At 68.8% G+C, this 26938-nt stretch carries 27 protein-coding genes; 18 read left to right on the forward strand and 9 right to left on the reverse strand.

Annotation, left to right across the window (positions count from 1 at the left end; all coding sequences use genetic code 11):
* Positions 1-12 precede the first annotated feature (12 nt).
* The 5 genes from ispD to ACFTS5_RS16430 all read left to right on the forward strand — a co-directional run bounded on the left by ispD (position 13) and on the right by ACFTS5_RS16430 (position 4070).
* The gene (gene ispD, locus ACFTS5_RS16410; protein ID WP_378631570.1) at positions 13-759 is read left to right on the forward strand and encodes a 2-C-methyl-D-erythritol 4-phosphate cytidylyltransferase; all 747 of its coding nucleotides are present in this window, start codon (positions 13-15) and stop codon (positions 757-759) included.
* Entirely contained in the window at positions 756-1223 is a 468-nt protein-coding gene (gene ispF / locus ACFTS5_RS16415; RefSeq protein WP_378631571.1) for a 2-C-methyl-D-erythritol 2,4-cyclodiphosphate synthase, read from the forward strand. Before ispD ends, ispF begins: the two co-directional genes overlap by 4 nt.
* A 131-nt stretch (positions 1224-1354) precedes the next feature.
* On the forward strand, positions 1355-2758 hold the full coding sequence (gene cysS / locus ACFTS5_RS16420) for a cysteine--tRNA ligase (protein ID WP_378631573.1): 1404 nt from the start codon (positions 1355-1357) through the stop codon (positions 2756-2758).
* Complete coding sequence (rlmB, locus tag ACFTS5_RS16425) at positions 2758-3741, forward strand: 23S rRNA (guanosine(2251)-2'-O)-methyltransferase RlmB (protein WP_378631574.1); 984 nt, start codon at positions 2758-2760, stop codon at positions 3739-3741. The genes cysS and rlmB overlap by 1 nt, the downstream gene beginning before the upstream one ends.
* A gap of 50 nt (positions 3742-3791) precedes the next feature.
* Positions 3792-4070, forward strand: a complete 279-nt coding sequence (locus ACFTS5_RS16430) for a DUF4190 domain-containing protein (protein WP_378631576.1) — start codon at positions 3792-3794, stop codon at positions 4068-4070.
* 3 nt (positions 4071-4073) lie between these two features.
* Here the strand turns inward: ACFTS5_RS16430 and ACFTS5_RS16435 are convergent, their stop codons facing one another.
* The 7 genes from ACFTS5_RS16435 to kstR form a co-directional block, all read right to left on the reverse strand.
* On the reverse strand, positions 4074-4877 hold the full coding sequence (locus tag ACFTS5_RS16435) for an enoyl-CoA hydratase/isomerase family protein (RefSeq protein WP_378631577.1): 804 nt from the start codon (positions 4875-4877) through the stop codon (positions 4074-4076).
* Between the two features lie 14 nt (positions 4878-4891).
* Positions 4892-6067, reverse strand: coding sequence for an acyl-CoA dehydrogenase family protein (locus ACFTS5_RS16440; protein WP_378631579.1), 1176 nt, complete (start codon positions 6065-6067; stop codon positions 4892-4894).
* Between the two features lie 59 nt (positions 6068-6126).
* Positions 6127-6993 carry a metal ABC transporter permease gene (locus ACFTS5_RS16445; protein ID WP_378631580.1) on the reverse strand — a complete coding sequence of 289 codons (867 nt, stop codon included), beginning with the start codon at positions 6991-6993 and terminating at the stop codon, positions 6127-6129.
* On the reverse strand, positions 6993-7841 hold the full coding sequence (locus ACFTS5_RS16450; protein WP_378631582.1) for a metal ABC transporter ATP-binding protein: 849 nt from the start codon (positions 7839-7841) through the stop codon (positions 6993-6995). Before ACFTS5_RS16450 ends, ACFTS5_RS16445 begins: the two co-directional genes overlap by 1 nt.
* An 8-nt stretch (positions 7842-7849) precedes the next feature.
* Positions 7850-8734 carry a metal ABC transporter solute-binding protein, Zn/Mn family gene (locus ACFTS5_RS16455; protein ID WP_378631583.1) on the reverse strand — a complete coding sequence of 295 codons (885 nt, stop codon included), beginning with the start codon at positions 8732-8734 and terminating at the stop codon, positions 7850-7852.
* A 134-nt stretch (positions 8735-8868) separates the two neighbouring features.
* Positions 8869-11439 carry a trehalose-phosphatase gene (otsB, locus tag ACFTS5_RS16460; RefSeq protein WP_378631585.1) on the reverse strand — a complete coding sequence of 857 codons (2571 nt, stop codon included), beginning with the start codon at positions 11437-11439 and terminating at the stop codon, positions 8869-8871.
* A 343-nt stretch (positions 11440-11782) separates the two neighbouring features.
* On the reverse strand, positions 11783-12400 hold the full coding sequence (kstR, locus tag ACFTS5_RS16465) for a cholesterol catabolism transcriptional regulator KstR (RefSeq protein WP_378631587.1): 618 nt from the start codon (positions 12398-12400) through the stop codon (positions 11783-11785).
* Between the two features lie 147 nt (positions 12401-12547).
* On the opposite strand from kstR, the gene ACFTS5_RS16470 reads away from it, so the two are divergent.
* From ACFTS5_RS16470 to ACFTS5_RS16500, 7 genes are read left to right on the forward strand one after another with little or no spacing between them, the layout of a single operon-like run.
* Complete coding sequence (locus ACFTS5_RS16470; protein ID WP_378631588.1) at positions 12548-14671, forward strand: acyl-CoA dehydrogenase family protein; 2124 nt, start codon at positions 12548-12550, stop codon at positions 14669-14671.
* 4 nt (positions 14672-14675) lie between these two features.
* Positions 14676-15755 carry an acyl-CoA dehydrogenase family protein gene (locus ACFTS5_RS16475; protein ID WP_378631590.1) on the forward strand — a complete coding sequence of 360 codons (1080 nt, stop codon included), beginning with the start codon at positions 14676-14678 and terminating at the stop codon, positions 15753-15755.
* Entirely contained in the window at positions 15740-16903 is a 1164-nt protein-coding gene (locus tag ACFTS5_RS16480; RefSeq protein ID WP_378631592.1) for an acyl-CoA dehydrogenase family protein, read from the forward strand. The genes ACFTS5_RS16475 and ACFTS5_RS16480 overlap by 16 nt, the downstream gene beginning before the upstream one ends.
* On the forward strand, positions 16900-17871 hold the full coding sequence (locus ACFTS5_RS16485) for a bifunctional MaoC family dehydratase N-terminal/OB-fold nucleic acid binding domain-containing protein (RefSeq protein ID WP_378631593.1): 972 nt from the start codon (positions 16900-16902) through the stop codon (positions 17869-17871). Before ACFTS5_RS16480 ends, ACFTS5_RS16485 begins: the two co-directional genes overlap by 4 nt.
* A gap of 20 nt (positions 17872-17891) precedes the next feature.
* Positions 17892-18314, forward strand: coding sequence for a MaoC family dehydratase (locus ACFTS5_RS16490; RefSeq protein WP_056819362.1), 423 nt, complete (start codon positions 17892-17894; stop codon positions 18312-18314).
* A complete protein-coding gene (locus ACFTS5_RS16495) occupies positions 18311-19501 on the forward strand; it encodes a lipid-transfer protein (protein WP_378631595.1) in 1191 nt (396 codons plus the stop codon). The genes ACFTS5_RS16490 and ACFTS5_RS16495 overlap by 4 nt, the downstream gene beginning before the upstream one ends.
* A gap of 18 nt (positions 19502-19519) precedes the next feature.
* A complete protein-coding gene (locus ACFTS5_RS16500) occupies positions 19520-19957 on the forward strand; it encodes an NUDIX domain-containing protein (RefSeq protein ID WP_378631597.1) in 438 nt (145 codons plus the stop codon).
* Here ACFTS5_RS16500 and ACFTS5_RS16505 read toward each other — a convergent pair.
* The gene (locus ACFTS5_RS16505; protein WP_378631598.1) at positions 19930-20568 is read right to left on the reverse strand and encodes a TetR/AcrR family transcriptional regulator; all 639 of its coding nucleotides are present in this window, start codon (positions 20566-20568) and stop codon (positions 19930-19932) included. The two genes, ACFTS5_RS16500 and ACFTS5_RS16505, sit on opposite strands and share 28 nt — an antisense overlap.
* Positions 20569-20633: 65 nt before the next feature.
* Between ACFTS5_RS16505 and zapE the strand changes: the two genes are divergently transcribed.
* The 6 genes from zapE (at position 20634) to ACFTS5_RS16535 (ending at position 26085) form a co-directional block, all read left to right on the forward strand.
* The gene (gene zapE, locus ACFTS5_RS16510; RefSeq protein ID WP_378631599.1) at positions 20634-21686 is read left to right on the forward strand and encodes a cell division protein ZapE; all 1053 of its coding nucleotides are present in this window, start codon (positions 20634-20636) and stop codon (positions 21684-21686) included.
* A 168-nt stretch (positions 21687-21854) separates the two neighbouring features.
* Positions 21855-22754, forward strand: a complete 900-nt coding sequence (locus ACFTS5_RS16515) for a DUF4129 domain-containing protein (protein WP_378631601.1) — start codon at positions 21855-21857, stop codon at positions 22752-22754.
* Positions 22755-22893: 139 nt separating this feature from the next.
* On the forward strand, positions 22894-23388 hold the full coding sequence (locus tag ACFTS5_RS16520) for a hypothetical protein (RefSeq protein WP_101464691.1): 495 nt from the start codon (positions 22894-22896) through the stop codon (positions 23386-23388).
* A 17-nt stretch (positions 23389-23405) separates the two neighbouring features.
* Positions 23406-24368, forward strand: coding sequence for a MoxR family ATPase (locus ACFTS5_RS16525; RefSeq protein ID WP_056818940.1), 963 nt, complete (start codon positions 23406-23408; stop codon positions 24366-24368).
* On the forward strand, positions 24365-25639 hold the full coding sequence (locus ACFTS5_RS16530; protein ID WP_358069548.1) for a DUF58 domain-containing protein: 1275 nt from the start codon (positions 24365-24367) through the stop codon (positions 25637-25639). Before ACFTS5_RS16525 ends, ACFTS5_RS16530 begins: the two co-directional genes overlap by 4 nt.
* Positions 25636-26085: a hypothetical protein gene (locus ACFTS5_RS16535; protein WP_378631603.1), complete on the forward strand. Its 450-nt coding sequence runs from the start codon at positions 25636-25638 to the stop codon at positions 26083-26085. Before ACFTS5_RS16530 ends, ACFTS5_RS16535 begins: the two co-directional genes overlap by 4 nt.
* A gap of 6 nt (positions 26086-26091) precedes the next feature.
* On the opposite strand, the gene ACFTS5_RS16540 is transcribed toward ACFTS5_RS16535, so the two are convergent.
* Complete coding sequence (locus tag ACFTS5_RS16540) at positions 26092-26922, reverse strand: GNAT family N-acetyltransferase (protein WP_378632441.1); 831 nt, start codon at positions 26920-26922, stop codon at positions 26092-26094.
* Positions 26923-26938 lie beyond the last annotated feature (16 nt).

A 26938-nucleotide genomic window follows, 5' to 3' on the forward strand; every position in this document is an offset into this window, starting at 1 on the left:
ACAAACAAACAAGTGCGACCTGTCGTAGCACTGGTCCCTGCCGCCGGTCGTGGCGTGCGCCTGGGTGAACCCACCCCGAAGGCGTTCGTCGCGGTCGGCGGCACACCTATGGTCCGGTTGGCCGTCGACGGTCTGATCGCGTCCGGTGCGGTGCACCGGGTTGTCGTGGTCGTGCCCGCCGAACTGGTCGAGGCCGCATCCGCGCTGCTGTCCACCACCACCTCGCTGACCGGCGGTTCGATGCCCCCTGTGCCGGTGCAGGTGGTGGTGGGCGGCGCCGAGCGCACCGATTCGGTGCGCGCGGGCATCGCCGCCGCGCCCGACGCCGCGTTCTATCTCGTGCACGATGCCGCACGAGCGCTCACACCACCGGAACTCATCGCACGGGTGGCCGCCGAGCTCCAGGCAGGCAGCCAGGCCGTGGTTCCCGCGTTGCCCGTCGTGGACACCGTGAAATCGGTCGACGACGCGGGCATCGTCACCGGGACCCCCGATCGCGCCCACCTGCGCGCCATCCAAACCCCCCAGGGCTTCGCCGCCGACCTACTCCGCCGCGCCTACGCCACCGACGTCGGCGCCACCGACGACGCCGGTCTGGTCGAACGCCTCGGTGTCGCCGTGCACACGGTCCCCGGTGACCCACTGGCATTCAAGATCACCACCCCCCTCGACCTGCGCCTGGCCGAGGCGCGGCTGGCCGACGGCGGTCGGTCGCCTGCCGTCGGGCGTCCCGGCGTCGAGCAGGCGGTTGCCCGATGAGAGTCGGTATCGGCAGCGACGTACACCCCATCGAGCCGGGACGGCCCTGCTGGATGGCCGGTCTGCTGTTCCCGGACGCCGACGGCTGCGCGGGCCACTCCGACGGTGACGTCGCCGCCCACGCCCTCTGTGACGCCCTGCTCTCCGCCGCCGGCCTCGGCGACGTGGGCGCTGTCTTCGGCGTCGGCCGCCCCGAATGGGCCGGTGTCACCGGGGCCGCCATGCTCATCGAGGTCCGCAGGCTGCTGGCCGACGAAGGCTTCGAAGTCGTGAACGCCGCGGTGCAGGTCATCGGTAATCGCCCGAAGATCGGCCCCCGCCGCGCCGAAGCGCAAAAAGTGCTCGGCGAACTCCTCGACGCCCCCGTTTCGGTGTCGGGTACCACGACGGACGGTCTCGGTCTGACCGGTCGCGGCGAGGGTATCGCCGCCATCTCCACCTGTCTGATCGCAGCATGTTCGTAGCCCCGACGGGCCACTGAACCTTTCCTTCCGCGTATTGCTTTTCGCCGATTCGATCAGCCGTTCCGTTCACCACGGCGCCACGAACCGGCCGGTCAACCCCACCCCAATCCCACCGACTAGGATCGAATGCCGTGACCTTGCGCCTTTTTGACACCGACACGCGGACCATGCGGGAATTCACCCCGCTGGTCCCCGGCCGTGCCTCGGTGTATCTGTGTGGGGCCACCGTGCAGGGGCAACCCCATATCGGTCATGTGCGCAGTGGCGTCGCCTTCGACGTGCTGCGTCGCTGGTTGCTCGCGCACGACTACGACGTGCAGTTCATCCGCAATGTCACCGATATCGACGACAAGATCCTGAACAAGGCCGCCGAAGCGGGCAGGCCGTGGTGGGAATGGGCAGCGACCCACGAGCGCGCGTTCGACAAGGCCTACGAGACGCTCGGCGTGCTGCCGCCCTCGGCCGAACCGCGCGCCACCGGTCACATCACCCAGATGGTCGAGCTGATGCAGCGGCTGATCGAGCGCGGTCATGCGTATGCCGCCGACGGCGATGTCTATTTCGATGTGGTGAGTTGGCCTCATTACGGTGAGCTGTCGGGCCACAAACTCGACGACGTGCACCAGGGTGAGACCCCGACCCGCGGCAAACGCGACCCCCGCGACTTCACGCTGTGGAAGGCCGCCAAGCCCGGCGAGCCGAGCTGGCCGTCGCCATGGGGTCCCGGTCGCCCCGGCTGGCACCTGGAATGCTCCGCGATGGCCGAGTTCTATCTCGGCGCGGAATTCGATATCCACTGCGGTGGAATGGATTTGATTTTCCCGCACCACGAGAACGAGATCGCCCAGTCCAAAGCCGCGGGCGACGGTTTCGCGCGTTACTGGCTGCACAACGGCTGGGTGACGATGGGCGGGGAGAAAATGTCGAAGTCACTCGGCAACGTGCTCTCGGTGCCGAATGTCCTCACCCGGGTGCGCCCGGTAGAATTGCGTTTCTACTTGGGCAGCGCGCATTACCGCTCGATGCTCGAATACTCCGACAAGGCACTCGACGACGCGGTCGCCTCGTATCAGCGCATCGAAGCCTTCGTGCAGCGAGTGCTGGACCGGGCGGGCGAGGTGCCGATCGGAAAATGGACCGACGGATTCGCCGCCGCGATCGATGACGATCTGGCAGTCCCGAAGGCGCTCGCCGAAATTCACCACGTGGTGCACGAGGGCAATCGCGCGCTGGAAGCGGGTGCGGTGGAGACCGCGGTCGAACTGGCCGGTCAGGTGCGGGCGATGCTGGGAATTCTCGGCGTCGACCCGCTCGACGAACAGTGGTACACCCCCGCCGACAATTCGGCGGCGATCGACGCGCTCGACGTGCTCGTCCGCACGGAGCTGGATCGCCGCGCGAACGCGCGGGCCGACAAGAACTGGGCAGAAGCCGATGCCGCACGGGATCGGCTCATCGCCGCGGGTATCGAGGTAACCGATACCCCGCAGGGGCCGGAATGGTCGCTGGGCGCATCGAGCGGAAAGGCGAACTGATGGCAGGCAATTCACAGCGACGCGGAGCAGTCAGGAAGAGCGGCACCAAGAAGGGTGCCGTCGCCGGTTCCGGCGGGAAGCATCGCCGCGGTCTCGAGGGCAGGGGCGCGACTCCGCCCGCGTCCGAGCGCACCAAGCACCCCGCCGCCAAGCGGGCCAGAGCGGCGGCCAAAGCCAATGCGGCACAGGGTCGGCCGACCGGAAAGTCCGGCGTTCCGCGTGCGGGACGCAAGTCCGACGAGGGTCCCGAGTTGGTGCTCGGCCGCAACCCCGTCCTCGAGTGTCTGCGCGCCGACGTGCCCGCGACCGCCCTGTACGTGGCGGTCGGCACCGAGAACGACGACCGGCTCTCGGAGAGCGTGCAGCGCGCCGCCGACATGGGCATCTCCATCCTCGAGGTGCCCCGCACCGATCTGGACCGGCTGAGCGCCAACGGAATGCACCAGGGCGTGGCCCTGCAGGTGCCGCCGTACCGCTACGCACACCCCGACGACTTGATGGACCGGGTGAAGGCCACCGCCGAACCCGCGCTGCTGGTCGCGCTCGACAACATCACCGACCCCCGCAACCTCGGTGCCGTCATCCGCTCGGTGTCCGCGTTCGGCGGACAGGGCGTGGTGATCCCGCAGCGTCGTAGCGCGAGCGTCACCGCCGTGGCATGGCGTACCAGCGCCGGTGCCGCCGCCCGGCTGCCCGTCGCACGGGCGACCAATCTGACTCGCACGCTGAAGGATTGGGCCTCGAACGGCATCCAGATCGTGGGCCTGGACGCCGACGGCGACACCACCCTCGACGACTTCGACGGCAGCGTCCCGACGGTCGTCGTGGTCGGTTCCGAGGGCAAGGGCCTGTCGCGGCTCGTTCGCGAGAACTGCGACTCGATCCTGAGCATCCCGATGGCGGGCCCGGTCGAGTCCCTCAACGCCTCGGTCGCCGCGGGCGTCGTCCTCGCCGACATCGCCAGGCAGCGCCGTCTGGGCTGAGTCCGCGCGGTTGACGGGCAAAACTGCTCTGTCACCGTACAATTCGTGCTGTGGCGATCCCTAATCAGCCGATCGGCGAAACGGTCGAGCACCCGCAGGCCAACCTGATCCTTGTGCTCGGGCTGCTCAGCCCGTTCTGCTGTGGGCTCTTCGGGCCGGTCGCGTGGGTGCTCGGCAAGCGGGCACTCAACGACATCGACGCGTCCTACGGTGCGCTCAGCGGCCGGTCTCAGGTGATGATCGGCTATATCGCGGGCATCTTCGGCACCATCTGCATGCTGCTGTTCGCGATGCTGTACCTGGCCGGGTCCTGCAACGGGAACTTCTGAGGCTCAGTCCAGGCTCGGGCGCACGCCGGGCGCGTCCCAGGCGGGCCATTCGCCGCTGACGCTGCCGGTCCAGTTCGGCGGGCGACGCTCCTTGAACGCCACCATCGCCTCGCCGCCGTCGACGCTCTTGGCAACCTGCGCGTTGAGCTCGGATTCGAGCTGCCCGACCACCGCAGGCGTCATGCCGAGGCTCTCCCAGATCAGCCGCTTGGTGAGCGCGACCGGCAGGGGAGCGGTCCCGGTGGCGATGTCGTGGGCCACCGCCATCGCGGTCATGAGCACCTCGTCGGCGGGCAGTGCGGCATTGGCCAGCCCGAGTGACTTGGCTTCGTCACCGTCGAAGGTGCGCCCGGTGAGCATGATGTCGGCGGCGTTGGCCAGGCCGGCCAGGCGCGGCACCGTCCAGTGCGCGAACCCGTCGGCGAGCACCCCGCGACGCACCTGATTCAGCCCGTACACCGCGTCGCGCGCGAAATAGCGCAGGTCGCACTGGAGAGCCAGCGCCAGCCCGATACCGACCGCGTGCCCGTTCACCGCGGCGATCACCGGTTTACGGACCTGCCAGGGGGGCGGATCGAGGGTGGCGCTCACGTCGCCACCGCGCGCGGCCAGGTCGGCGCCCGCGCAGAAGGCAGGCGGCGTGCCGGTGATCACGACGGCGCGGATCGCGTCCTCGGTATCGCACCGGCGAAGGGCGGCGCTCAGCTCGGCCGCCATCGTCGGGGTGACGGCGTTCTGCTTGGCTGGTCGGTTGAGCGTCAGTAGCGCGACGCCGCCTTCGACATCGACGAGCAATTCCGAACTCATGGGATGGAATCGTACTAGCGACCGGCCAGCAAGTGTCTGCCGATCGCGTACTTGTGCACTTCCGTCGGCCCATCGTAAAGACGGAACGCGCGCATGTCCCGGAACAACATCTCCACCACCGTCTCGTCGCTGATCCCGATCCCGCCGAGCACCTGCACACAGCGATCGGTGACCTTGAACAGTTCCTCGGACACATACGACTTGGCCATCGACGATTCGTGCCTGGCCTGCTGCCCCTGATCCATCAGCCAGCAGGCGTGCCAGATCGTCAGTCTGCACTGGTGCAGCGCCACCTCGTTGTCGGCGAGCATGAACGACACGCCCTCGTGTTCGCCGATCGGCTTGCCGAACGCGGTGCGGGTACGCGCGTAGTCCAGCGCGATGGACTGGGCGCGGGCCGCCGCGCCGAGCCAGCGCATGCAGTGTGTGAGCCGGGCGGGGGCGAGCCGTAATTGCGCGTACCGCAGGGCTTGTCCGGTGCGCCCGAGCACGGCCGTCGGCGGCAGCGTGAGATTGTCGAACCGGACGACCGCGTGCCCGCCGACGTAGTTGCGGTCCATCGTGTTCATGATCCGCTCGATCACGATGCCGGGCGCGTCACCGTCGGCGAGGAACAGGGTCGGCCCGGCGGGCAGGTGGGGGTTCTCGGCGAGCAGGGCCATGATGATCCAGGTCTTGGCGCCGTCGGCGCCGGTGATCAACCACTTGAGGCCGTTGATCACGAAGTTCTCGCCGTCGAACACCGCCTCGGTGCTGAGCTGTCCGGGATCCGAACCGGCCCCACCGGGCTCGGTCATCGCGAACACCGAGCGTTGTTCACCGCGGATCACCGGCATCAGATACTGGTCGACCTGCTCCGGGTCGGCGACCTTGCCGAGCAGAAACATGTTCCCCTCGTCGGGCGCGGCGCAGTTCATGGCGACCGGTCCGAGCGTGGACCACCCCGCCGCCTCGTACACCAGCGCCTGCTCGACGTGGCTGAGTCCGAGCCCGCCGTATTCCACCGGCGCCTGCACGGTCAGCAGCTTCTCGGCGCGGGCCAGTTCGACGAGTTCGGCCCGCAGGTCGTCGTTCGGGCCGTGCGCGGTGAGCCGGGGATCGCGCTCGAACGGCACGATCTGCTCGACGACGAAGGCGCGAACCCGATCTCGCAGTGCGGCCAGATCATCCGGAACGGTGAAGTCGATCATGCTGGCCATTCTGCGCGCCGACCTACGTGGTTCGCGGCCGTTCGGGCATCGGAGCGGGTTCAGCGCGCGTGCGCGAGTTGCCGATTGCGATGTCCGACGACCCGGCACACCAGGTAGATGCTGAACGAGATCGCGGTGACGAAGGTCGACACCGGAACACCGGGCGCCAGCGACAGCAGCAGCCCGCCGACCGCGGCGACCTCGGCGAAGATCACCGACAGCACGGTCGCCCGCATCGGGCTCGAGGTCACCTGCGCGGCCGCGGCCGCAGGGGTGATCAGCAGCGCGAGCACCAGCAGCGCGCCGACGATCTGCACGCCGAACGCGGCGGTGATGCCGAGCAGTACCGCGAACACCACCGACAGCGCCCGCACGGGCACCCCGCGCGCGATCGCGACCTCGGGATCGGAGCTGGCGAACAACAGCGGCCGATACACCACGGCCAGCACGGCGAGCACGCCCGCGGTGCAGGTGACCAGCAGCGCGAGCCCGTCGTAGCCGACCCCGGCGACCTGCCCGGTGAGCAGCGAGAATTTCGACCCGGCCCGTTCCGGCGCGAGCCACAGGAACAGCACCGACAACCCGAGCCCGAACGACAGCACCACCGCGATCACCGAATCGCGTTCGCGCGCACGAGAACCCAGCCACCCGAACAGCACGGCCGCGACCACCGAACCGGCGATCGCCCCGAAGCCGACCCCGACCCCGACGAGCAGGGCCGCCGACGCGCCGGTGAGCGAGAGCTCGCTGGTGCCGTGCACGGCGAACGACATCTGCCTGGCGACGATCAGCGGTCCGATCAAGCCTGCCAGCAACCCGAGCAGGGCACTGGCCAACAGCGCCTGCTGCACGAAGTCGTAGCCGAGCAGGTTCGCGGTGGTGGCGAAGTCGAACATCTGCTGGAACACCTTGGTGAGCTTTTCCATCAGGCGGTACCGCCCAGGGCGTCCATATCGTCGCCGGTGCCGACGACCACCAGGCGGCCGCGCACCCGCAGTACCTCGACCTCGGTGCCGTAGAGCTCCGACAGCGTCTGCGAGGTCATCACCTCATCGGGCGTACCGATCCGGAAGCCACCGTCCACCAGGTAGAGCACCCGGTCCACCAGCGGCAGGATCGGGTTGATCTCGTGGGTCACGAACAGCACCGCGGTGTCGTGTTCGCGGCGGCGCTTGTCGACCAGTTCGGCGACCAGCCGCTGGTTCGCCATGTCCAGGCTCAGCAGCGGTTCGTCGCACAGCAGTACCGACGGGTCGCCGACCAGGGCCTGCGCGACCCGCAACCGCTGCTGCTCACCACCGGACATCGTCTCCAGCGACGCGTGCGCGAACGACCCGGCGCCCACCGCGGCGATGGCCCGCTCGACCTTGTCGGCCCGGCTGCGACGCCCGCGCCATCCGAGCCCCCACCGATGCCCGTCCACGCCGAGGCCGACCAGGTCGACGCCGCGCAGTTGCACGCCGGCGTCGATGGTCTTCTGCTGCGGGATGTAGCCGATGCCCGGATTGCCGACCCCGGCTCGCCTGCCCGCGATCTCCGCGCTGCCCGAGCTCAGTTCGAGGGTGCCGAGCAGAGCGCGCAGCAGCGAGGTCTTGCCTGAGCCGTTGGGTCCGAGGACGGCGATGAACTCACCCGGCCGCACGTCGAGGTCGAGGTCGCGCCAGAGGGTGCGGTCGCCGAAGGCCATCCTCGCCCCGCGCAGCCGGATCGCCGCGTCGGCGGTCTCGATGTCCGGTGCGGCGGTGGTGTCCGACAGTGCGGTTGCCTCGGTCATGGGGGTCCTCAGCGCAGGGCCGCGGCGAGCGCCTTGGCGTTGGCGGTCTGCCACTGGATGTAATCCATTCCGGCGGGCAGGGTTTCGGTGACCTCGACAACGGCGATGCCCGCGGACTGCGCGGTGGCCCGCAGGTCCTGGGTGATCTTGTCCTCGGTCTGGGTGTTGTAGATCAGTGCCTTGACCTGCTTGGCGGTGATCAGGTCGCGGGTGGCGGCGACGGCGGCCGGGGCCGGGTCGGTCTCCTGCTCGATCGCTTCCTGGAACTCGTGCGGGGTCTTGTCCTGCGCGGTCGCGGCCGTGAGCAGGTAGTGCGCGAGCGGCTCGGACTGGGCGACCGGCGCGTTCGGCGTCTGGGTGGCGATGGTGCCGGTGATGGTGCTGACGCCGATCAGCTGATTCTTGAAGGCGACCGCGCGCTCGGTGTAGGCGTCGGCGTGCGCGGCGTCGACCTGGCCGAGCTGGGCCGCGATCCGATCGGCGACGGCGGCGACGGTGCTCACGTCGTACCAGACGTGCTCGTTGTCGTCGTTCTTGTCCGCGCGCTGCTCGAACGCCTCGACGGTCCGCTTGTCCTTGCCCGAGATGGCCTTCTCGATGAACTCGTCGTAGTGCCCACCGTTGAACACGACGAGATCCGCGTCACTGATCTTGGCGGTGTCGGTGGCCGAGGTCTCGAACGAATGCGGATCGGCGGCGGGGTCGCTGATGATCGAGGTCACCTGGGCATCCGGCCCGGCGACGGCGGACGCCACCGAACCCCACACATTGGTGGAGGCGACGATCTGGGGGGTATCGGAATCGCTGGAGCTGGTACCGCAGGCACTGAGGACGACCACGGCCGCCACCCCCGCCGTGAGACCGGCAAACAAGCGGGCGAATCGAGGGTTCACGCGGCACTCCTGGCGAGCAAGCTCTAGATCGTAATGGAAATCGTTACCGTTTTAGATTAGCAGCTACGAATACCCAGTACGAACCGCATCGAAAAGCCGGGCTCGAAATTCGAACCCGGCTTTTTCGAGCGTTGTCAGACCAGGGCGTTGACCGGCTGGCTGAGCAGTTGGGCGCAGCGCAGCAAACCCAGGTGGCTGTACGCCTGGGGGTGGTTACCGAGGGAACGTTCGGCGACCGGGTCGTATTCCTCGCTGAGCAGGCCGGTGGGGCCCGCGGCGGCGACGAGCTGGGCGAACAGCGCCTCCGCATCGGAGCGCCTGCCGATCAGCAGGTACGCCTCCACCAGCCAGGCGGCACACAGGTGGAAGCCACCTTCGCCGCCGGGCAGCCCGTCGTCGTGGTGGTAGCGGTACACCGTGGCGCCGCTGCGCAGTTCGGCCTCGGTGGCCACCACCGTCGCGGCGAAGCGCGGGTCGGCGGGATCGATCAGGCCGCTCAGGCCGATGTGCAGGGTGGCCGCGTCCAGGTCGGTGCCGTCGTAGGCGGCGGTGTAGGACTGGACCTCGTCGTTCCAGCCCTTCGCCTTCACCTCGTCGGCGATTGTGTCGCGCAGACTCACCCAGTCGGGATCGGGGGTGCGATCGAAACGGTCGGCCAGGGTCAGGGCACGGTCGATGGTGAGCCAGCCCATCACCTTCGAGTACACGTGGTGGCGCGGATTCCCGCGGATCTCCCAGATGCCGTGGTCGGGTTCGGTCCAGCGGCGCTGCACCGCCGACACCATCGCGTGCACCAGTTCCCAGTCGGCATCCGGCAGTGCCTTGGCCGGGGCGGTGATGCCCTGACGCTCGCGCTCGTGCGCCATCGAGGTGATCAGGTCGACGATCGGCCCGAACACGTCGAGTTGCACCTGCATATTGGCCGCGTTGCCCACGCGCACCGGCCGCGACCCCGCGTAACCGGGCAGCAGGTCGATCACGGCCTCGGGCGGCAGCGTCTCGCCGTAGATCGTGTACAGCGGGTGCAGGCGCTCCGGCCCCGGCAGGGTGTCGAGCACCTTGTGCACCCAGCCGAGGAACTCCTCGGCCTCGGTCAGCGAGCCCAGGGTCACCAGTGCCTGCGCGGTCAGCGACGCGTCACGCAGCCAGCAGTAGCGGTAGTCCCAGTTGCGCACGCCGCCGATGTCCTCGGGCAGCGAGGTGGTGGCCGCGGCCAGGATCGACCCCGACGGGCGATGGACCAGCCCGCGCAGGGTGAGCGCCGAACGCTTCATCAGATCCGGCTTGAGCGGCGGCAGCAGCAACTCCGAGGCCCACTGCGACCAGTACTGCTCGGCGAGCTGGCGGCGCTGCGGCTCCGGGGTCATCGAGGGCGCGAGATCTGCTGTTCCGCACCGCAATTCGAGCACGACCGGACCGAGTGACGGGTCGACCACCGCGCGCGCCTGCTCGTTGGTGCCGTCGGACAGGATCTCCCATTCCACACCGGGGGAGCGAAGCACCATCGGATCATTGGTGCCGCTGACCTGAATTCCGCTGCGTACGGCCTGCATTCGCACCGGCACCTGGCCGAACTCCGGCTGCGGCGCGAAGATGACCACGGCCTTCGCGGCGCCGGTGATCACCCTGGTCAGATCGGTGCGATCGGGAGCGACGTCGTGCGGCAGGTAGTCGGCCACTTGCAAACTGGCCCACCGTGTCTCGACCGTCATCGTGCCGTCCACATACCGCTGCGACAGCGGCAGGCTCGGCCGCTCCGGCGCCACCGTGAAGTGTCCGGCCGCCGCGCCGCCGAGCAGATGCGCGAACACCGCCGCCGAATCCGGTTCGGGGTGGCAGAGCCAGGTGACCGTCGCGTCGGGGGTGAGCAGCGCGACCGAGCGCGGGCTGGCCAGCATGCTCAGCCGCTCGATCCGGGGGGCGCTCGCCCCGGCAAGCCAGGTGCGCCGCTCCTCGACGAGGAACGCCAGCGCGCGCGCCACGTCCTCGGTGGAGTTCACATGCAGCTTGGCGATGCTCTCGCCCTCGCCGACCTTGATGCCGACATCCGGTCCCGAGAGCACCCGGAACGCCTTCTCGTCGGTCACGTCGTCGCCGAAGAACACTGCGGCGGAGGCGCTTTCCTGATGGCGGATGGTGTCGAGCGCGGTGCCCTTGTCGGTGGGGATCACCGCGAGCTCGATCACCGCCTTGCCTTCGGTCACCTGCACGCCCACCCAGCAGGCCGGGCCTTGGCGCACGGAAGTCAGTGCGCGCCTGCCGATTTCGGGGCTGGCGTTGCGCACGTGCAGCGCGGCGCTGGCCGGCTTCATCTCGACGGTCACGCCCGGGTTCTCGGCGGCGATCTTCGAGAACGCGGAATTGATCTCTGTCAGTAGCTGTTTGGCGTCGTTGTCGATCGCGTGCACGAAGCCGACGTCGAACTCCGAGCCGTGACTACCGATCAGCTGCACCTCGACCGGCAGGCGCGACAGCGCCGCCAGGTCTCGGAGCGCTCTACCGGAAATCACCGCCGCAGTAGTGTTCGCCAACCCCGCCAGCGCGCGTAGCGCGCTCACCGATTCCCGCTGGGGAAACGCTTTCGACGGGTCGGACACGATCGGGGCGATGGTCCCGTCGTAGTCCGAGGCAACCAAGAGCCGTGGCACGCGCGCAACCGACGCCAGTGCACGGCGGACATCCAAGGGCAGTTCCTGTGCGCTCACGCATCCAACCTAGTGATGGGAGGAGTTGATCAGGGGGCGCGAAAAACAATACTGCGTCAATTTTGCCGCGCGAGCGGCGCGGCGCGTTGTGCGCACTATCCCCGGTCGTTTGCTCGCGACCTTACGGCAAATTCCGTCCCGGCGGCCCACCGCCCTCCGCCGGATTCGTCGAGCTCACCGCGCATACGAGGGCGCGGCGAGGCACGCGCGCCCGGTAGATGCGATGTTTCGCATATGCGACGTCGGCTATGCATCTTCCTACTGGAAGGCGCACAGCCGACGGGTGTCAACAGCGATGGGCGATTTGTGATGTTGCGGTGGTGAGCTTTGCCGGGTTGCTGGGTTATCCGCGATCGCCCAGCAACAGGTCGACGGTGAGCTCGAGTCGTTCCGTGACATCGGTCGCGGACGCGCGCCGGGTGAGCCAAGCCACCAGGTTCGACAGCCACACATCGGAGATGACGCGGGCGATGGCGAGCTGACGGTCGTCGGGTTCGCCGTCGCTCATCGCGCGGGCGAAGACCCGGTCCATCACCTTGCCCACCCGATCCACTTCCGCGGCGGCCGAGGCGTCGGCGAACATGAACGCGCGCGTCATCGCCTCGGTGAGCAGGGGGTCGCGCTGCATCATCCGGGTGATCTGGGTGAGCAGGGTGTGCATGCGCTCGGACGGGCCGTCGCCGTCGGGTAGTGGCTTGCGCTTGCCCTCGAACATCTCGAATTCCCTGGCCAGCGCCGAAACGAGCAGGTGAACCTTGGACGGGAAGTAGCGGTACAGCGTGCCGACGGCCACGTCGGCGCGCTCGGCGACCGCACGCATCTGCACGGCGTCGTAGCCGCCCTTGGAGGCGAGCGCGAGGGTCGCGTCGAGGATGCGCTTGCGCCGGTCGCGCTGTGCGCTGGAGCTGAGCTCGTCCTCGGACAGCGTCGTCACGGTGGGCGTTGGTGCGGGACTGTCCATCGTGGAAACCCTTTCGCTTCAGTGGCAATTCATCGGCCGAGCCGTGTCCGGAGCTTAGTGCGAGTGTAGGTCTCTTGACTTATACCCGGCTTAGATATTAGAACATGTTCTAGAAGTGCGAACCACGCCGGAAGGGCGGATCTTCTTGTGACCATCGCCACCACTGACGAGCACAAAGCCGTCGCGGCATCGCTGCGAGGCTGGGCGAGCACGGTCGCGCCGATTGAAACAATGCGGGCCGGCGGCTCGACCGCCTGGCGCGGGTACTGGACCGGGCTGAGTGAGTTCGGGCTGTTCGAGGTCGCGCTGCCCGAGGGCAATGGCGGTCTCGGCGGCACCGTGGCCGACCTCGCAGTGATGCTCGAGCAGACCGGCGACGACCTGGTCGGCGGTCCGGTGCTGGCCACCGCGCTGGCCGGGCTGATCACCGAGGGCGTGTTCGCCGACGGCACGCCGTGCGCGGTCGCGGTGCCCGGCGACGAGCAGTCCGCGAAGGCGGTCGCCACCGTTACGGGCTGGACTGTCTCCGGCACTTGGGATTTCGTCTACGGCGCCGATGAGCTGACCCGAGTTCTCGTGCCCGCCAACACCATCGACGGCACCCGTTGGCTGCTGCTGCCCGCCGAAGCGGTGACGGTGACGTCGCTGGCACACGGCGACCACACCGTGCCGCTGGCGCGGGTCAGCGCCGCCGAGGTGGCCGTACCGGCCGATCACGGCTTCGCGCCGACGGCCGATGTCACCGATCTCTTCGTAGCGCTCGCGGTAGCGGAGCTGGCCGGCATCGCCGGCTGGACCCTGCGTACCGCGGTCGAATATGCCCGTGTCCGTGAACAATTCGGCAAGCCGATCGGCAGCTTCCAGGCGATCAAGCACCTGTGCGCCTGGATGCTGTGCCGCACCGAGCTGATCCGCGCGGTCGCCGCCGACGCCGCCGCCGCGATCGACGAGGGCGGCGACGAGCTTCCGATCGCCGCGGCTGTGGCCGCCTCGGTGGCCCTCGACGCCGCCGTCGACAACGCCAAGGACGCCATCCAGGTGCTCGGCGGCATCGGCTTCACCTGGGAACACGACGCGCACTTCTACCTGCGCCGGGCGAGCTCGCTGCGCCAGCTCCTCGGTGGTTCGGCGCGCTGGCGCGCCCGTGTCGCCGAGCTCACCAGGGCAGGCCGGCGCCGCACCACCGGCGCCGAACGGGTGCTCGGTGACGCCGCTGTCGACACCGCGCTGGCGGACGAGGTCGCCGCGATCGCCGCCCTCGAGCCCGCCGACCAGGCGCGCGCGCTGGTGGAAGCGGGCATGGTGATGCCGCACTGGCCGCGGCCCTACGGCCGTGCCGCCGATCCGATGACCTGCCTGCAGATCGCCGAACAGCTCCGTCGCGCCGAGCTGACGACCCCCGACCTCGCCGTCGCGGGCTGGGCTGTGCCGACGCTGTTGCGCTTCGGTACCGAGGAGCAGATCGAACGCTACGTCTGGCCGACCCTGCACGGCGAGGTCATCTGGTGTCAGCTGTTCAGCGAGCCGGGCGCGGGTTCCGATCTCGCCGCTCTGCGCACCACCGCCGAGAAGGTCGACGGCGGCTGGGTGCTGCGCGGCCAGAAGGTGTGGACCTCGCTCGGCTCCACCGCGAACTGGGGCATCTGCCTGGCCCGTACCGATCCGGCCGCGGCCAAGCATCGCGGCATCAGCTACTTCCTCGTCGATATGCGCGCCGCGGGCGTGCAGGTGCGGCCGCTGGTGCAGATCACCGGCGAGGAGAAGTTCAGCGAGGTCTTCCTCGATGACGTGTTCGTGCCCGACGATTGCCTGGTCGGCGCACTGAACAACGGCTGGAAGATCGCGCGCACCACGCTGTCGGCGGAGCGGGTCGCGATGGGCGGCGGCGGTATCGGTGGCGCGCTCGAAGCCCTGCTCGACCGTTTTCCGGTCGGTGGATGGGGAACAGAACTGCGTGAGGACCGTTTCGGCGCACTGATCACGTCCTCGGTTGCTGGATCATTGCTGGAACAGCGGATCGCGGTGGCGACGATGGCGGGCGTCGACGCGGGCGCCCAAGCCGGTGTCCGCAAACTGGTCGGTGTCCGGCATCGGCAGGAGCTGGCGGAATACGCGCTGGAACTTGTCGGTCAAGAAGGTTCCCTGGACAGTGATGCTCTGAAAGAATTCCTGCTTACGCGGTGTCTCTCGATTGCGGGCGGTACCGAGCAGATCCTGTTGACCGTGGCCGCCGAACGAATTCTCGGCCTGCCGCGCGATGCGGACAGTTAGCTCGATGAGGGAGGACGCCGTGGATTTCACCCGCGACGAAAGCGCCGACGCCGTAGCCGAGGTAGTGGTAAGCCTGCTCGAACGTGAGCCGGCCAGGGACATGGCCCTGTGGCCGAGCCTGGTCGACTCCGGTCTGCTGGCCGTGCCGGTGCCGGAACGGTTCGGCGGCGACGGTATGGGACTGCTCGAGGTATCGGCCCTGCTCATGGAGCTGGCCACCGATGCCGCGGCGGTCCCGGCGCTGCCGACCTTCGGGTTCGGTGTGCTGCCGCTGCTCGGTGTGCTGTCGGACGAACTGGCCGAACGGGTGCTCGCCGAGGTCGGCAAGGGCACCGTGCTCAGCGCCGCGCTCAACGAACCGGGCGCGCCGTTCACCACCGCGCCCACCACCGAGGCCGTGCGCGCGGGCGACACGGTGCGGATCACCGGGCGCAAGTCCGGCGTGATCTACGCCGAGCAGGCACGGTGGATTCTGGTGCCCACCGATGCCGGTGTGGCACTGGTCGATTCGGTCGCGCCGGGGCTCGAGATCATCCCGGTGGCGGGCTCGGCGGGCATCCCGGAGGCGACGCTGGTCCTCGACGACGTCGAGATCCCGGCCGACCAGCTGCTGCCCGACGCGCTGCCCGTCCTGCACCGCCACGCGCTGGCCTGTATCGGCGCGGTCGCCGACGGCCTGTTGAAGGGCGCGCTCACGCTCACCGCCGAGCACGTGCGCACCAGGGAACAGTTCGGCAGGCCGCTGGCCGAATTCCAGGCCGTGGCTCAGCAGATCGCGGACCTGTACGTGGTCTCGCGCACGCTGCACGTGGCCGCGGAGTCGGCGTGCTGGGCGCTGGCGCAGCCGGACCTCTCGCCCCAGCACCAGTACCGCATCGACGAGGACCTCGACGTGCTCGCCTACTGGGCCGCGGCCGAAGTTCCGCGCGCCATGCAGAAATGTCACCACCTGCACGGTGGACTGGGTGTGGATATCACCCACCCGATGCACCGCTACTACTCGCAGGCCAAAGACCTCGCCCGGCTCCTCGGCGGTGCGGGTCTGCGGCTCGACCTTCTGGGAGCAAGATGTTCATCGATCTGACCGCCGAACAGCGGCGGTTGCGCGAAGAATTGCGTTCCTATTTCGCCGATCTCATCAGCCCGGCCGAGGCCGCGGCGATGGCGGTGGACCGGCACGGCGACACCTACCGCGAGGTGGTGCGCCGGATGGGCCGCGACGGCTGGCTCGGTGTCGGCTGGCCCAAGGAGTTCGGCGGCCAGGGGTTCGGCCCGATGGAACAGCAGATCTTCTTCAACGAGGCCGTCCGCGCCGATGTCCCGCTGCCGCTGGTCACCTTGCTGACCGTGGGGCCGACCTTGCAGAAGTACGGCACCGACGCGCAGAAGAAGAAATTCCTGCCCGGAATCCTGTCCGGTGACATCCATTTCGCCATCGGCTACTCCGAACCGTCGGCGGGCACCGACCTCGCCGCGCTGCGCACCACCGCGGTACGCGACGACGACGGTGACTGGATCGTCAACGGGCAGAAGATCTTCACCACCGGCGCCCACGAGGCCGACTACGTCTGGACGGCGTGCCGCACCGGCACGGTCGAGTCCCGCCACCGCGGCATCACGATCCTCATCGTCGATACCAAGGACCCCGGCTACTCCTGGACTCCGATCATCACCTGCGACGGCGCCCACCACACCAACGCCACCTACTTCGACGACGTGCGGGTGCCCGCGGACATGCTGGTCGGCGAGGAGAACCGCGGCTGGCGGCTGATCACCACCCAGCTCAATCACGAGCGGGTCAGTCTCGGCCCGTCGGGCAAGATCGAACAGCTCTACGACCGCCTGCGCGACTGGTCTGCCCAGCACGGCTTGCTCGGCGAGCCCGAGGTTCGGCGCGCGCTCGGCCGGGTGCGGACCATGGTGCGGCTCAACGAATTGCTGAACTGGCAGGTCGCGGCGGCCGACACCTCGGCGGCGCAGAACGCGGTGATCGCCGACGCCTCGGCCACCAAGATCTTCTCCACCGAGTCGCTACAGGAAGCGGGCCGGGTGGTCGAGGAGATCATCGGCCGCTACGGCGACCCGGCCGAGCCCGGCACCGCCGAATTGCTCGGCTGGCTGGATCGGCGTACCAAGCAGAACCTCGTCGTCACCTTCGGCGGCGGCGTGAACGAGATCATGCGCGAACTGGTGGCCTCGGCCGGCCTCGAACTGCCGCGCGTACCCCGATGAACAAGGAGCGGCGCGTGCCGGAATCCCTCACCGCAGAAGAACTCGCAGAGGGCGCGGCGAAGATCGTCGCGGCGGGGGAGTCGGCGCCGCGCGCCGGTCGTGATCCGGTGAACCAGCCGATGATCCACAACTGGGTCGAGGCCCTCGGCGACGCCAACCCGATCTACGTCGACGACGAAGCCGCCAGGGCAGCGGGGCATCCCGGCATCGTCGCGCCGCCCGCGATGGCTCAGGTGTGGACCATGCAGGGTCTGCACGGTGTCCGTGCCGCCGACGACCCGATGAATCTCGCCAACGAGCTGTTCGACGCGGCGGGCTACACCTCGGTCGTCGCCACCAACTGCGAGCAGACCTACCACCGTTACCTGCGGCCCGGCGAACAGGTACAGGTCACCAGCAAGCTGGCCGAAGTCAAGGGCCCCAAGCGAACCGGGCTGGGCGACGGCTGGTTCCTCACCTACGCCACCACCTGGTCGGTCGGCGACGAGGTGGTCACCGAAATGCTGTTCCGGCTGCTGAAGTTCGCACCCGGCACGGCCGCCGCGCAGCCCGCGGCGGACGGTATCGAGACAGCGCCCGAGGGGCGGGTCGGCCCGGTGATCTCACGCGACACCGAATTCTTCTGGGCCGGTACCGAAATCGGCGAGCTGCGGATCCAGCGGCTGCCCGACGGTTCGTTGCGGCACCCGCCGATTCCGGCCCTCTGGCAGGACAAGGCGGAGCCCACCGACTACGTCGTGGCGGCGGGCACCGGCACGGTGTTCAGCTTCGTGGTGCACCATGCGCCGAAGGTGCCCGGTCGCGACCTGCCCTTCGTCGTAGCCCTGGTGGAACTCGACGAAGGCGTGCGCGTGCTCGGCGAACTGCGGGGCATCGACCCGGCGGACGTCGCCATCGACGTGCCCGTCCGCGTCGCCTTCGAAAAGCTCGCCGACGGAACCGTGCTGCCGTACTGGCAGGCCGTGTGATGACCGCAAAGGACGCCTCGATGACCCCCACGGTCGAACTCGCCACCCTCGCGGTGGGAACTGTGCTGCCGGAGTTGGCGATTCACGCCGATCCCACCTTCGTGATCAGCACCGCCCTGGCCACCAGGGACTTCCAGGATGTGCACCACGACCGCGACAAGGCGGTCGAGCGCGGGTCGAGCGACATCTTCGTCAACATCCTCACCGACACCGGTCTGGTGCAGCGCTTCGTCACCGACTGGGCCGGTCCGCGTGCGCTGGTCAAGCGCATCGCTCTTCGTCTCGGCGTGCCGCTGTACGCCGGTGACACCCTGACCCTTTCCGGCACGGTCACCGAGATCGACGGCACCCAGGTCACCATCGACGTGCACGGCAAAGACAGCCTCGGCGAGCACATCACCGCCACGGCCGTCATCGCCCTTCCCGATCTGGAGCCGAAATGAGCACCACCTCCGCCGAATCCGCTGGCCTTTCCGGTCACGCCGCCATCGTCGGCATCGGTGCCACCGACTTCTCCAAGGACTCCGGTCGCAGCGAATTGCGGTTGGCCGCGGAGGCTGTCAGCGCGGCGCTGGCCGACGCGGGTCTCACGCCCGCCGATGTCGACGGCCTCACCACGTTCACCATGGACACCAACACCCAGGCCGCGGTGGCCAGGGCGGTCGGCATTCCGAGCCTGAAGTTCTTCAGCCACATCGGATACGGCGGCGGCGCGGCCTGCGCGACCGTGCAGCAGGCCGCGATGGCCGTGGCCACCGGGGTGGCCGATGTCGTGGTGGCCTATCGCGCGTTCAACGAACGATCCGGCGCCCGGTTCGGTCAGTTCTCGCCCGCGCTGGCCGCCGCGCCCACGTCGTCGGGGATCGACGCGGGCTGGGCCTACCCGCAGGGGCTCGGCACGCCCGCCGCGCAGGTCGCGATGGTCGCCCGCCGGTACATGCACGTCACCGGCGCGACCAGTGCCGATTTCGGGGCGGTGGCGGTCGCCGACCGCAAGCACGCCGCGGTGAACCCCAACGCCTTCTTCTACGGCAAGCCGATCACCCTGGAACAGCACCAGGATTCGCGCTGGATCGCCGAACCGCTGCACCTGCTCGACTGCTGCCAGGAATCCGACGGCGGGGTCGCCATCGTGGTCACCAGCGTCGAACGCGCCCGCGACCTCCCGCAGCGCCCCGCGATCATCGCGGCCGCCGCACAGGGCAGCGGCGCCGACCAGTACGTGATGACCAGCTACTACCGCGACGCCATGACCGGCCTGCCGGAAATGGGTCTCGTCGGCGACCAGCTGTGGGCGCAGAGCGGCCTGACCGCCGCCGACATGCAGGCCGCGATCCTCTACGACCACTTCACCCCGTTCGTCCTCATGCAGCTCGAGGAACTGGGCTTCTGCCCCCGTGGCGAAGCCAGGAACTTCATCGCCGACGGCGCCATCGAGCTCGGCGGCCGCCTTCCGCTCAACACCCATGGCGGTCAGCTCGGTGAGGCCTATATCCACGGCATGAACGGCATCGCCGAAGCGGTTCGCCAGATCCGCGGCACCTCGGTCAACCAGGTCGAGGCCCTGGAACGCATCCTGGTCACCGCGGGTACCGGCGTCCCCACCTCCGGACTCGTCCTGACGTCGTAGCCTCGTACGCTCGACCGGGTGACTCCCCGCCACCTGGTCGACGTGCACGTCCTGCTGATCCGCGGTGACGAGGTTCTGCTGAGCCTGCGCCGCAGCGGCGACGAGTTCGATCACCGCTGGCACCTGCCGTCGGGAAAGGTCGAAGCCGGCGAGTCGGTGGCGGCGGCAGCGGTCCGTGAAGCCGCGGAGGAGGTCGGGGTCGACATCGATCCCACCGCCCTGCGGCTGTTCCACGTCGCCCACGTCACCGCCCCCGGGCGCGACTCCCGCCTCGGTCTGTTCTTCCGCGTCGAGGTTTGGCGCGGTGAGCCTTTCAATCGGGAACCCGATAAATGCTATGCATTGCAATGGTTTCCGCTGACCGAGTTGCCCGCCGACCTGATCGAGTATTCCGCGCTCGGATTAGCCGCGCTGAATTCGACCGCCACCTATTCCGAATTCGGCTGGCGGGACTGACCGCTCCTCAGGAAATCGGCCAGTGGCCGGGCGAGCTGGTCGACGGTGCCCGCTGATCCCGCGCGCAGTCCCGCGAACCGATCGAAGACGAGTCCTTCCAGCAGTGCGAGGAAGTCGTGGGCCCACTCGCGTGGTTCGGCGGCACCGAGGGCGATGAACAAGTCTGTCGCGCGGTCCAGCGAGAACAGGCTGCCTGCCAGGCGAGCGTGCAGTTCTGGGTCGGACAGGACCTCGATGATCAGGGCGTGCCGGGCGATCAGCTCGTTGCGGCGATGGAGGAGCAGCTGATCGAGCCAGGTCGCGATGTCGTGCGCGACCTGCACGGGATCCATCGGCGGACTTGCTGATTCTTCGCGCGCGACCTGCGTCAGATCTTCCGGGTGGGGCGTTGATTCGTACTGCGCGGCAACGAAATCCGCGCGTGAGCGAGTGGTGATCCCGTCGGCCACCGCCTCGATCAGGGCTCGTCGGGTGCGGAAGTAGTACGAGGTCGAACCCGCCGGCAGGGCCAGCTGGTTGTCCAGCGCGCGGTGGGTGAGCGCGCGGATTCCCCGGGTCGCGATGAGTTCGATGGCGCCCGCCACGATCTGTGCCCGCCGGTCTGTGGACATCGTCACCTCTCCTGGCCGTCGGCGACGGCCATCCTCTACAACTGTAGAGGAACGAGGAGGCTCGCATGAAACCCGACACCGTGGTGCTCGACCCCGCACAGCAAGCGGCCCTGCACGCGCTCGAATCACTGCTCGACCCGGTCGACGGGCACCTCGTACACCGTGGGCACCCCGCTCGACGCACCGGCCCGTTCGGCATCCCGCTCCCGCGCCTCGCTGACAGCGGCGGTCGGCGGGCCGGTCGCGGCGGCATCTACCTGCACGGCCGACCGGGCCGCGGCAAGACCATGGTGATGGACCGGTTCTTCGGCGCGGTCGAGACACGGCTCAAGCGCCGCTTCCACTTCCACAGCTTCTTCGCCGCCCTCCATACCGCCACGCACACCCTGGGTTCGATCGAACGTGCCATCGACGAACTCCTCGGCGACGCCGACCTGGTCTGCTTCGACGAATTCCACGTCACTGATATCGGCGATGCCATGCTCGTCGCCCGCATGCTCGAAGCCCTCTTCGCCGGCCACCGCACCCTCGTGGTCACCTCGAACTACCGGCCCCAGGAGCTCCTGCCCAACCCGCTGTTCCACGACGCGTTCCTGCCCACCATCGAGTTGATCCTCGCCCACCTCGACACGGTCGCTCTCGATGGACCACTCGACTACCGCACCCGCACGCCCCACCGCGACACCGGCTTCCTCGCGGGCCGCTATGTGCTCACGGTGGGTACCGGACCCCTGAAGGGTGTCGGCCTCGTCGACGTGCCCCTCGGCAACGGCCGGACCATCCGCGCCCACGCCGCCACCGATGCCATCACCCTCGACTTCCACGACATCTGCGCCGCCCCCACCAGCGCCGCCGACTACCTCCGCCTGACCGAGCGCTACCGCCACTGGACCCTGCGCGAGGTCCCGCCACTGCGCGCGGTCCCGCCGGACTGGTCGATGCGGCTGGTGAATCTCGTCGATGTCCTCTACGACGCCGATCTCCCGTTCACCGTCCATGCCCCGGAGCGCCCGTACGACCTGACCGCCGGGGTCCCCGCGATTCCCGATCTGGCTCGCACCGCCAGCCGTCTCGGTGAGTTGCCATTAACTGGCGTGTCAGACGTTCGCACTGCGTAGCAAGCCCTTGGTCGCGGGGGGACAATAAGAGGGGAGGGGTCCAAAAGCATCGATTTCCTCTCGAGCGGACCACTCGGCATGTAACTATGTGGCTGTTTTGTGCAGTCTCTGGGGTTTGGTGGTACAGCTGTGATCGGGGTGAATCAGCCCATTACGCGGGCGATTGTCGTGATCGCACTGGTCGTCGCTTCGACGATCGCGTTGCAGGGCACGCTGCCCGGCTCCGGCGCGACCTCGACCGGAGCCCCTTCTCCGCTGCTCATCGCCGTGATGCCGGTCTTGCTGCTGGTCTCGATCGTCATCCTGGTCGCGGGCGTGATCGCCAGCCAGCATCGCCTGCCGCTGGCGATGCCGGAAGCCGAACGCGACGCCATGCCGCGCATCCAGTGGCGCAGGATGGCACTGCTGGTCCCGGTCGCCGTCGCCGCGGTGGCACTGATCTTCGCAGGCGGGGTCACCGCACTGTTCCTGCTGCCCGGCGCCCGCCCGATGCGCCCGGCCGCCGAGACGCTCACCGAGGGTTCCGGCCCCGTCCCCACGACCGACACCCATGCCGCGGACCCCACCACCGGACCCACCGAACTCACCGGCACCGCCCTGGTGATCGCGGCGATCCTGGCCATCGTGCTGATCGTGGTCGCGCTGGTCGGCCTGGTCGTCGTGGCTGTCGCCGCGCGTCGTGAACCGGCCCCCGTCGCGCCCGTCGAGGACGAACCGTCCGCCAGCGAAGTCGACTCCCTCACGCGCGCCGCCGAAATGGGCCTCGCGGCGATGAACGCCCCGGGCCAGGATCCGCGCACCGCCATCATCGCCTGCTATGTGGCGATGGAGCGCGGTCTGTCCAGCGACCGCGCCGCCCGCCCGCTGGCCTCGGACACCCCGATGGAGGTGCTGGCCAGGGCCTTCGAAAGCGGTGTGCTGCACGATGCCTCGGCCCGCGAGCTGGTCGCGCTGTTCGAGGAGGCGCGGTTCAGCCCGCACTCGATGCTCGAATGGCAGCGCATGCGCGCCGAACAACTGCTGCGCATCGTTCTCACGGACCTGCAGCGCAGGCTGGTGACGGCATGAGCGGTCAGCGCCCGGAGGCGGTAGCGAAGTGTGACCACGCAGGGCGCCCGAGCATGCCGAATGGATACCGCATGAGCGGACCGGAGTCGGTAGCTCGCGTCACCACGCAGGTCGCCCGAGCATGCCAGGAGGGCTCAGCGTGAACCGGACTTCGGTGATTGTGACGGCCGTGCTCGCGGTCGCGGTGATCGAAGTGACGTTGGTGCGTCTTGATCGTGACTCGGTGCTGCTCGCGGTTGCCGTGCCGGTGGCCGCGGCGCTCGCGATGCTGGTCTGGTCGTTGCGGCACCGCGTGATCCGCGAGGAACCGCTCACCGAGTACATCGACAACGGTCCGGCCGAGATGCTCGGTCGCTGGCACGCGCGCGCCGAGATGCTCACCGCCCGCGCCGACGGCACCCGCGCCGACTGGGACCGCCACCTGCGGCCACTGCTCGCCAAGGAATTCGAGCTGTCCACCGGGCTGAGGGTTTCCAAGAATCGCCGGGCCACCGAGGCCGCCGGTCAGCTGCAGTTCGGACCCGAACTGTGGCGCTGGGTGGATCCGGCGAACTCCGCGTTGCGCGATCACACCGGTCGCGCACCGGGTAGAGAGGCGCTGGACGAGATCCTGCGCCGTTTGCAGACGATGTGAGGGGTTAGAGGCCACCGATGACAATGCCGTTGAACGTGACCGTCCAGCGCTCCGATGCCGTACTGCGTGAGCTGGGCCGTGTCGTGGTCGGCAAGCGAGATGAGATGCAGCTCATCATGATTGCCGTGCTGGCCGGAGGCCACGTACTCATCGAGGACCTGCCGGGCCTCGGAAAGACCCTGATCGCGCGCTCTTTCGCGGCCGCGCTCGGCCTGGACTTCACCCGCGTGCAGTTCACGCCCGATCTACTGCCCGCCGACCTGCTCGGTTCGACGATCTATGACATGGCGTCGGGCCGGTTCAACTTCCGTCGCGGTCCGGTGTTCACCAATGTGCTGCTCGCCGACGAGATCAACCGCACTCCGCCCAAGACCCAGGCTGCGCTGCTGGAGGCGATGGCCGAGGGTCAGGTGAGCATCGACGGCGAAACCTTCCTGCTCCCACAGCCGTTCGTGGTGCTGGCCACCGACAACCCGATCGAGTACGAGGGCACCTACCCGCTGCCCGAGGCCCAGCTCGACCGCTTCGCCATCCAGCTGCGTCTCGGCTACCTCTCCGAGGCCGACGAGACGCAGATGATCCGGCGCAGGCTCGAACGCGGTTCCACCGCACCGCAAGTGGGCCAGGTGGTCGACGCGCAGGGGTTGATGGAGATGCGTCAGTCGGTCGAGTTCGTCACCGTGCACCCCGACGTGGTGAGCTACGTCGTCGCGCTGGCCTCGGCCACCCGCAGCCACCCACAGGTGGAAGTCGGCGCCAGCCCGCGCGCCGAACTCGACCTGGTGCAGATGTCGCGGGCGAGGGCGTTGCTCCTCGGGCGCGACTACGTGATTCCCGAAGACGTGAAAGCCCTCGCGGTGGCGGCGATGTCGCATCGCATCACGTTGCGCCCCGAAATGTGGGTGCGTCGTATCCGCGGCGAGGACGTCATCACCGAGCTACTCCGCCGGCTACCGGTGCCCCGCGCCACGAGCACATGAAGCACCGCGACGAATCCAGAACGGTCGAGGTCGACCTCCGGTGGCGGCCCGCCCCGCTGGTGTTCATCCTGGCCGGTTGCGCGGCAGCGGCACTGGTCGTCGCGGTGCTGCTGGGGCAGTGGCAGCTGGTCGTCTTCGCGGCGCCGATGCTCGGCGTGCTCGCCACCGCGCCGTGGCAGCAGGCGCCGACCAGGGTCCAGGTCGACGGCAGCGGCACCGTGCGCTGTTTCGAGAACGAGGTGATCGGTTGCAGCGCGGTCGCTTTCGTCGAGAGCGGGCACGCGCTGCTGCGGATGACCGCCCTGCCGATGCCCGGCCTGGAACTCGAGGTCGAGGAAGCCCACGATTCCGGCGGTGCGCCCGCGGGCATGCGGCTCGGGCTCTCGGCCACCCGCTGGGGCCGGTATCCGGTGCAGGTGAAGGTGTCCGCGCTGAGCCCGGCCGGTCTCGCGGTCGCGACCACCGAGCTGCCCGCGGCCAAGCTCTACGTGTACCCCATCGCCGATCCGCAGCGAATGCGCATGCCGCGCACCGAACTTCCCGACCGCATCGGCACCCACCTGACCCGTCGGCACGGCCCCGGTGTCGAATACGCCGACATCCGCGCCTACACGCCGGGCGATCAATTGCGCGCCGTCAACTGGCCGGTGAGCGCGCGGCGCGGCAGGCTCTACGTCACCCAGCGGTTCACCAACCGCTCCGCCGATGTGGTGGTCATGGTCGATACGTCCTTGCAGGCGCCCGGCCCCGCCAGCGCTTCGCTGGAACTGTCGGTGCGCGGCGCGGCCCAGGTGGTGCAGTCGACCCTGCAATCCGGCGACCGCACCGCCGTGGTCTGCCTCGGTGAATCGCCGCGCTGGCTGCGCCCCGACATCGGCCGCAGACAGTTCTATCGCATCGTCGACACGGTCCTGGGCGTCGGCGACGAACACGTCGAGACCACCGGCACTCTCGCACCGCACGCCGCCGTGCCGATCGGCGCGATCGTGGTGGCCTTCTCCACCCTGCTCGACACCCAGTTCGCGCTGGCCCTGATCGACCTGCGCAAACGCGGCCACGTGGTGGTCGCGGTCGACGTCCTGCGCGGTACACCCTTCGAGGACGGCCTCGACCCGACCATGGCCAAGATGTGGCAGCTCGAGCGCGCCTCGATGTATCGGGACATGGGCACCGTCGGCGTCGACATCATCGCCTGGCCCGAAGGCACCCGCCTGGACCAGGCCATGCGCCTGCTCCCCGAACACCGCCGAGCAGTACGGGTACGCCGATGACGAGATTTCTTGCCCTGCTGGCCGGTCTGCTCCTGGTCGCCGCGGTCGCGCTGATCAATCCCCTCGCCGGGGTGCCCGCGCTGGCGCTGGTGATCGCGAGCTGGTGGTGGCGTCCGGCCTCGGTCGGCGCGGTGCTGATCACCATCGCCGCTCTCGCCTTCGCCGACGTCGGCGTCATAGCCGCAGCCGCAACAGGACTTGTCGCAACCACCTACCTGCTGAACGCTGCCGTGCTGCACGCCCCCGAGGGCGTGGTCCCCACCACCATCCCCTCGGTGGGCGGCGCGGTTCTGTTCACCATCGCCGCCGCCACCGCGGCCTGGGTACCCGTCCAGCTGATCTGGGCGCCCCTGGCCGCGCCCGTCCTCATCGTCGCGATCTATGCCCTGCTGGTGAGCGGCCTCTCGGCCAAGGGCCCCACCGTCGAAGAGATCCGCATCGAGTAGGACGGATCAGGCGGGATCTTTGACCAGCACCGCTCGGGTGTAGAGCAGAGCGAAGCCTTGGGACTGGGAGTTCTGCTGGGATTTCGATCCGGGCTGGGTGGTGACGACCGCGAGGTCGCAGTCGGCCGCGGCCGCCGCGTTGAGCCGGGTGGAGAGCAGCGCTGTCTGGACGCCTTGTCGACGGTGCTCGGGGAGCGTCGCCGCCCCGGCGAGAGCGGCGATGCCGCCGTTCGTGCGAAGGCTGGCGCCGCCCGCGGGTTCGCCCGCGCGGTAGGCCAGATAGCGGTGGGTGTTGTTGGTGGCAGCCAGATCTCGGACGGCGGTGGCGAGGATGTCGCGAGGGAAGTCCTCGGTGGCGGGTAGGCCGTCGTCGTCGGGGTGGGCGAAGCCGTCGACGACGATATCGAGCCAGGTATCCAAGTCGTTGTCGTCACGGCGTACCTCGACCGACTGCGGAACCGGCCACGCACGGCCGCGCAGACGCAGGCCGAGCACGTTTTCGAAGGATGTCAGCCGATACCCGCGCGCGGTCAGTTCGGCGCCGATCCGGGGGTCGGCGAGATGAGCCAGCTCGACCTGGACCGGCGCCCCGACCTCGGCATAAGCCTGTTCGACCGCCTCCCACTGCGCCGTCGAGGGCACCCCGGCGAAGCCGACACCGACCACCTTGTTCAACGGCGAGTTCGGCCCGGCGAAACACGCTGCGCCACCGGCGATCTCCTGTGTGAACCCGCCCGCGGCCGGGGTGGCCCGGTGTAGTCCGGCGCGCACTCCACCGGCAATGGCCTCGGTCTCCATCCGTTCGATCCGACCGGCCATACCGGTATCGCAGAACAACGCCGCCGCATCCTCG

The sequence above is a fragment of the Nocardia sp. NPDC056952 genome (assembly GCF_042674185.1).
Taxonomy (GTDB): domain Bacteria; phylum Actinomycetota; class Actinomycetes; order Mycobacteriales; family Mycobacteriaceae; genus Nocardia.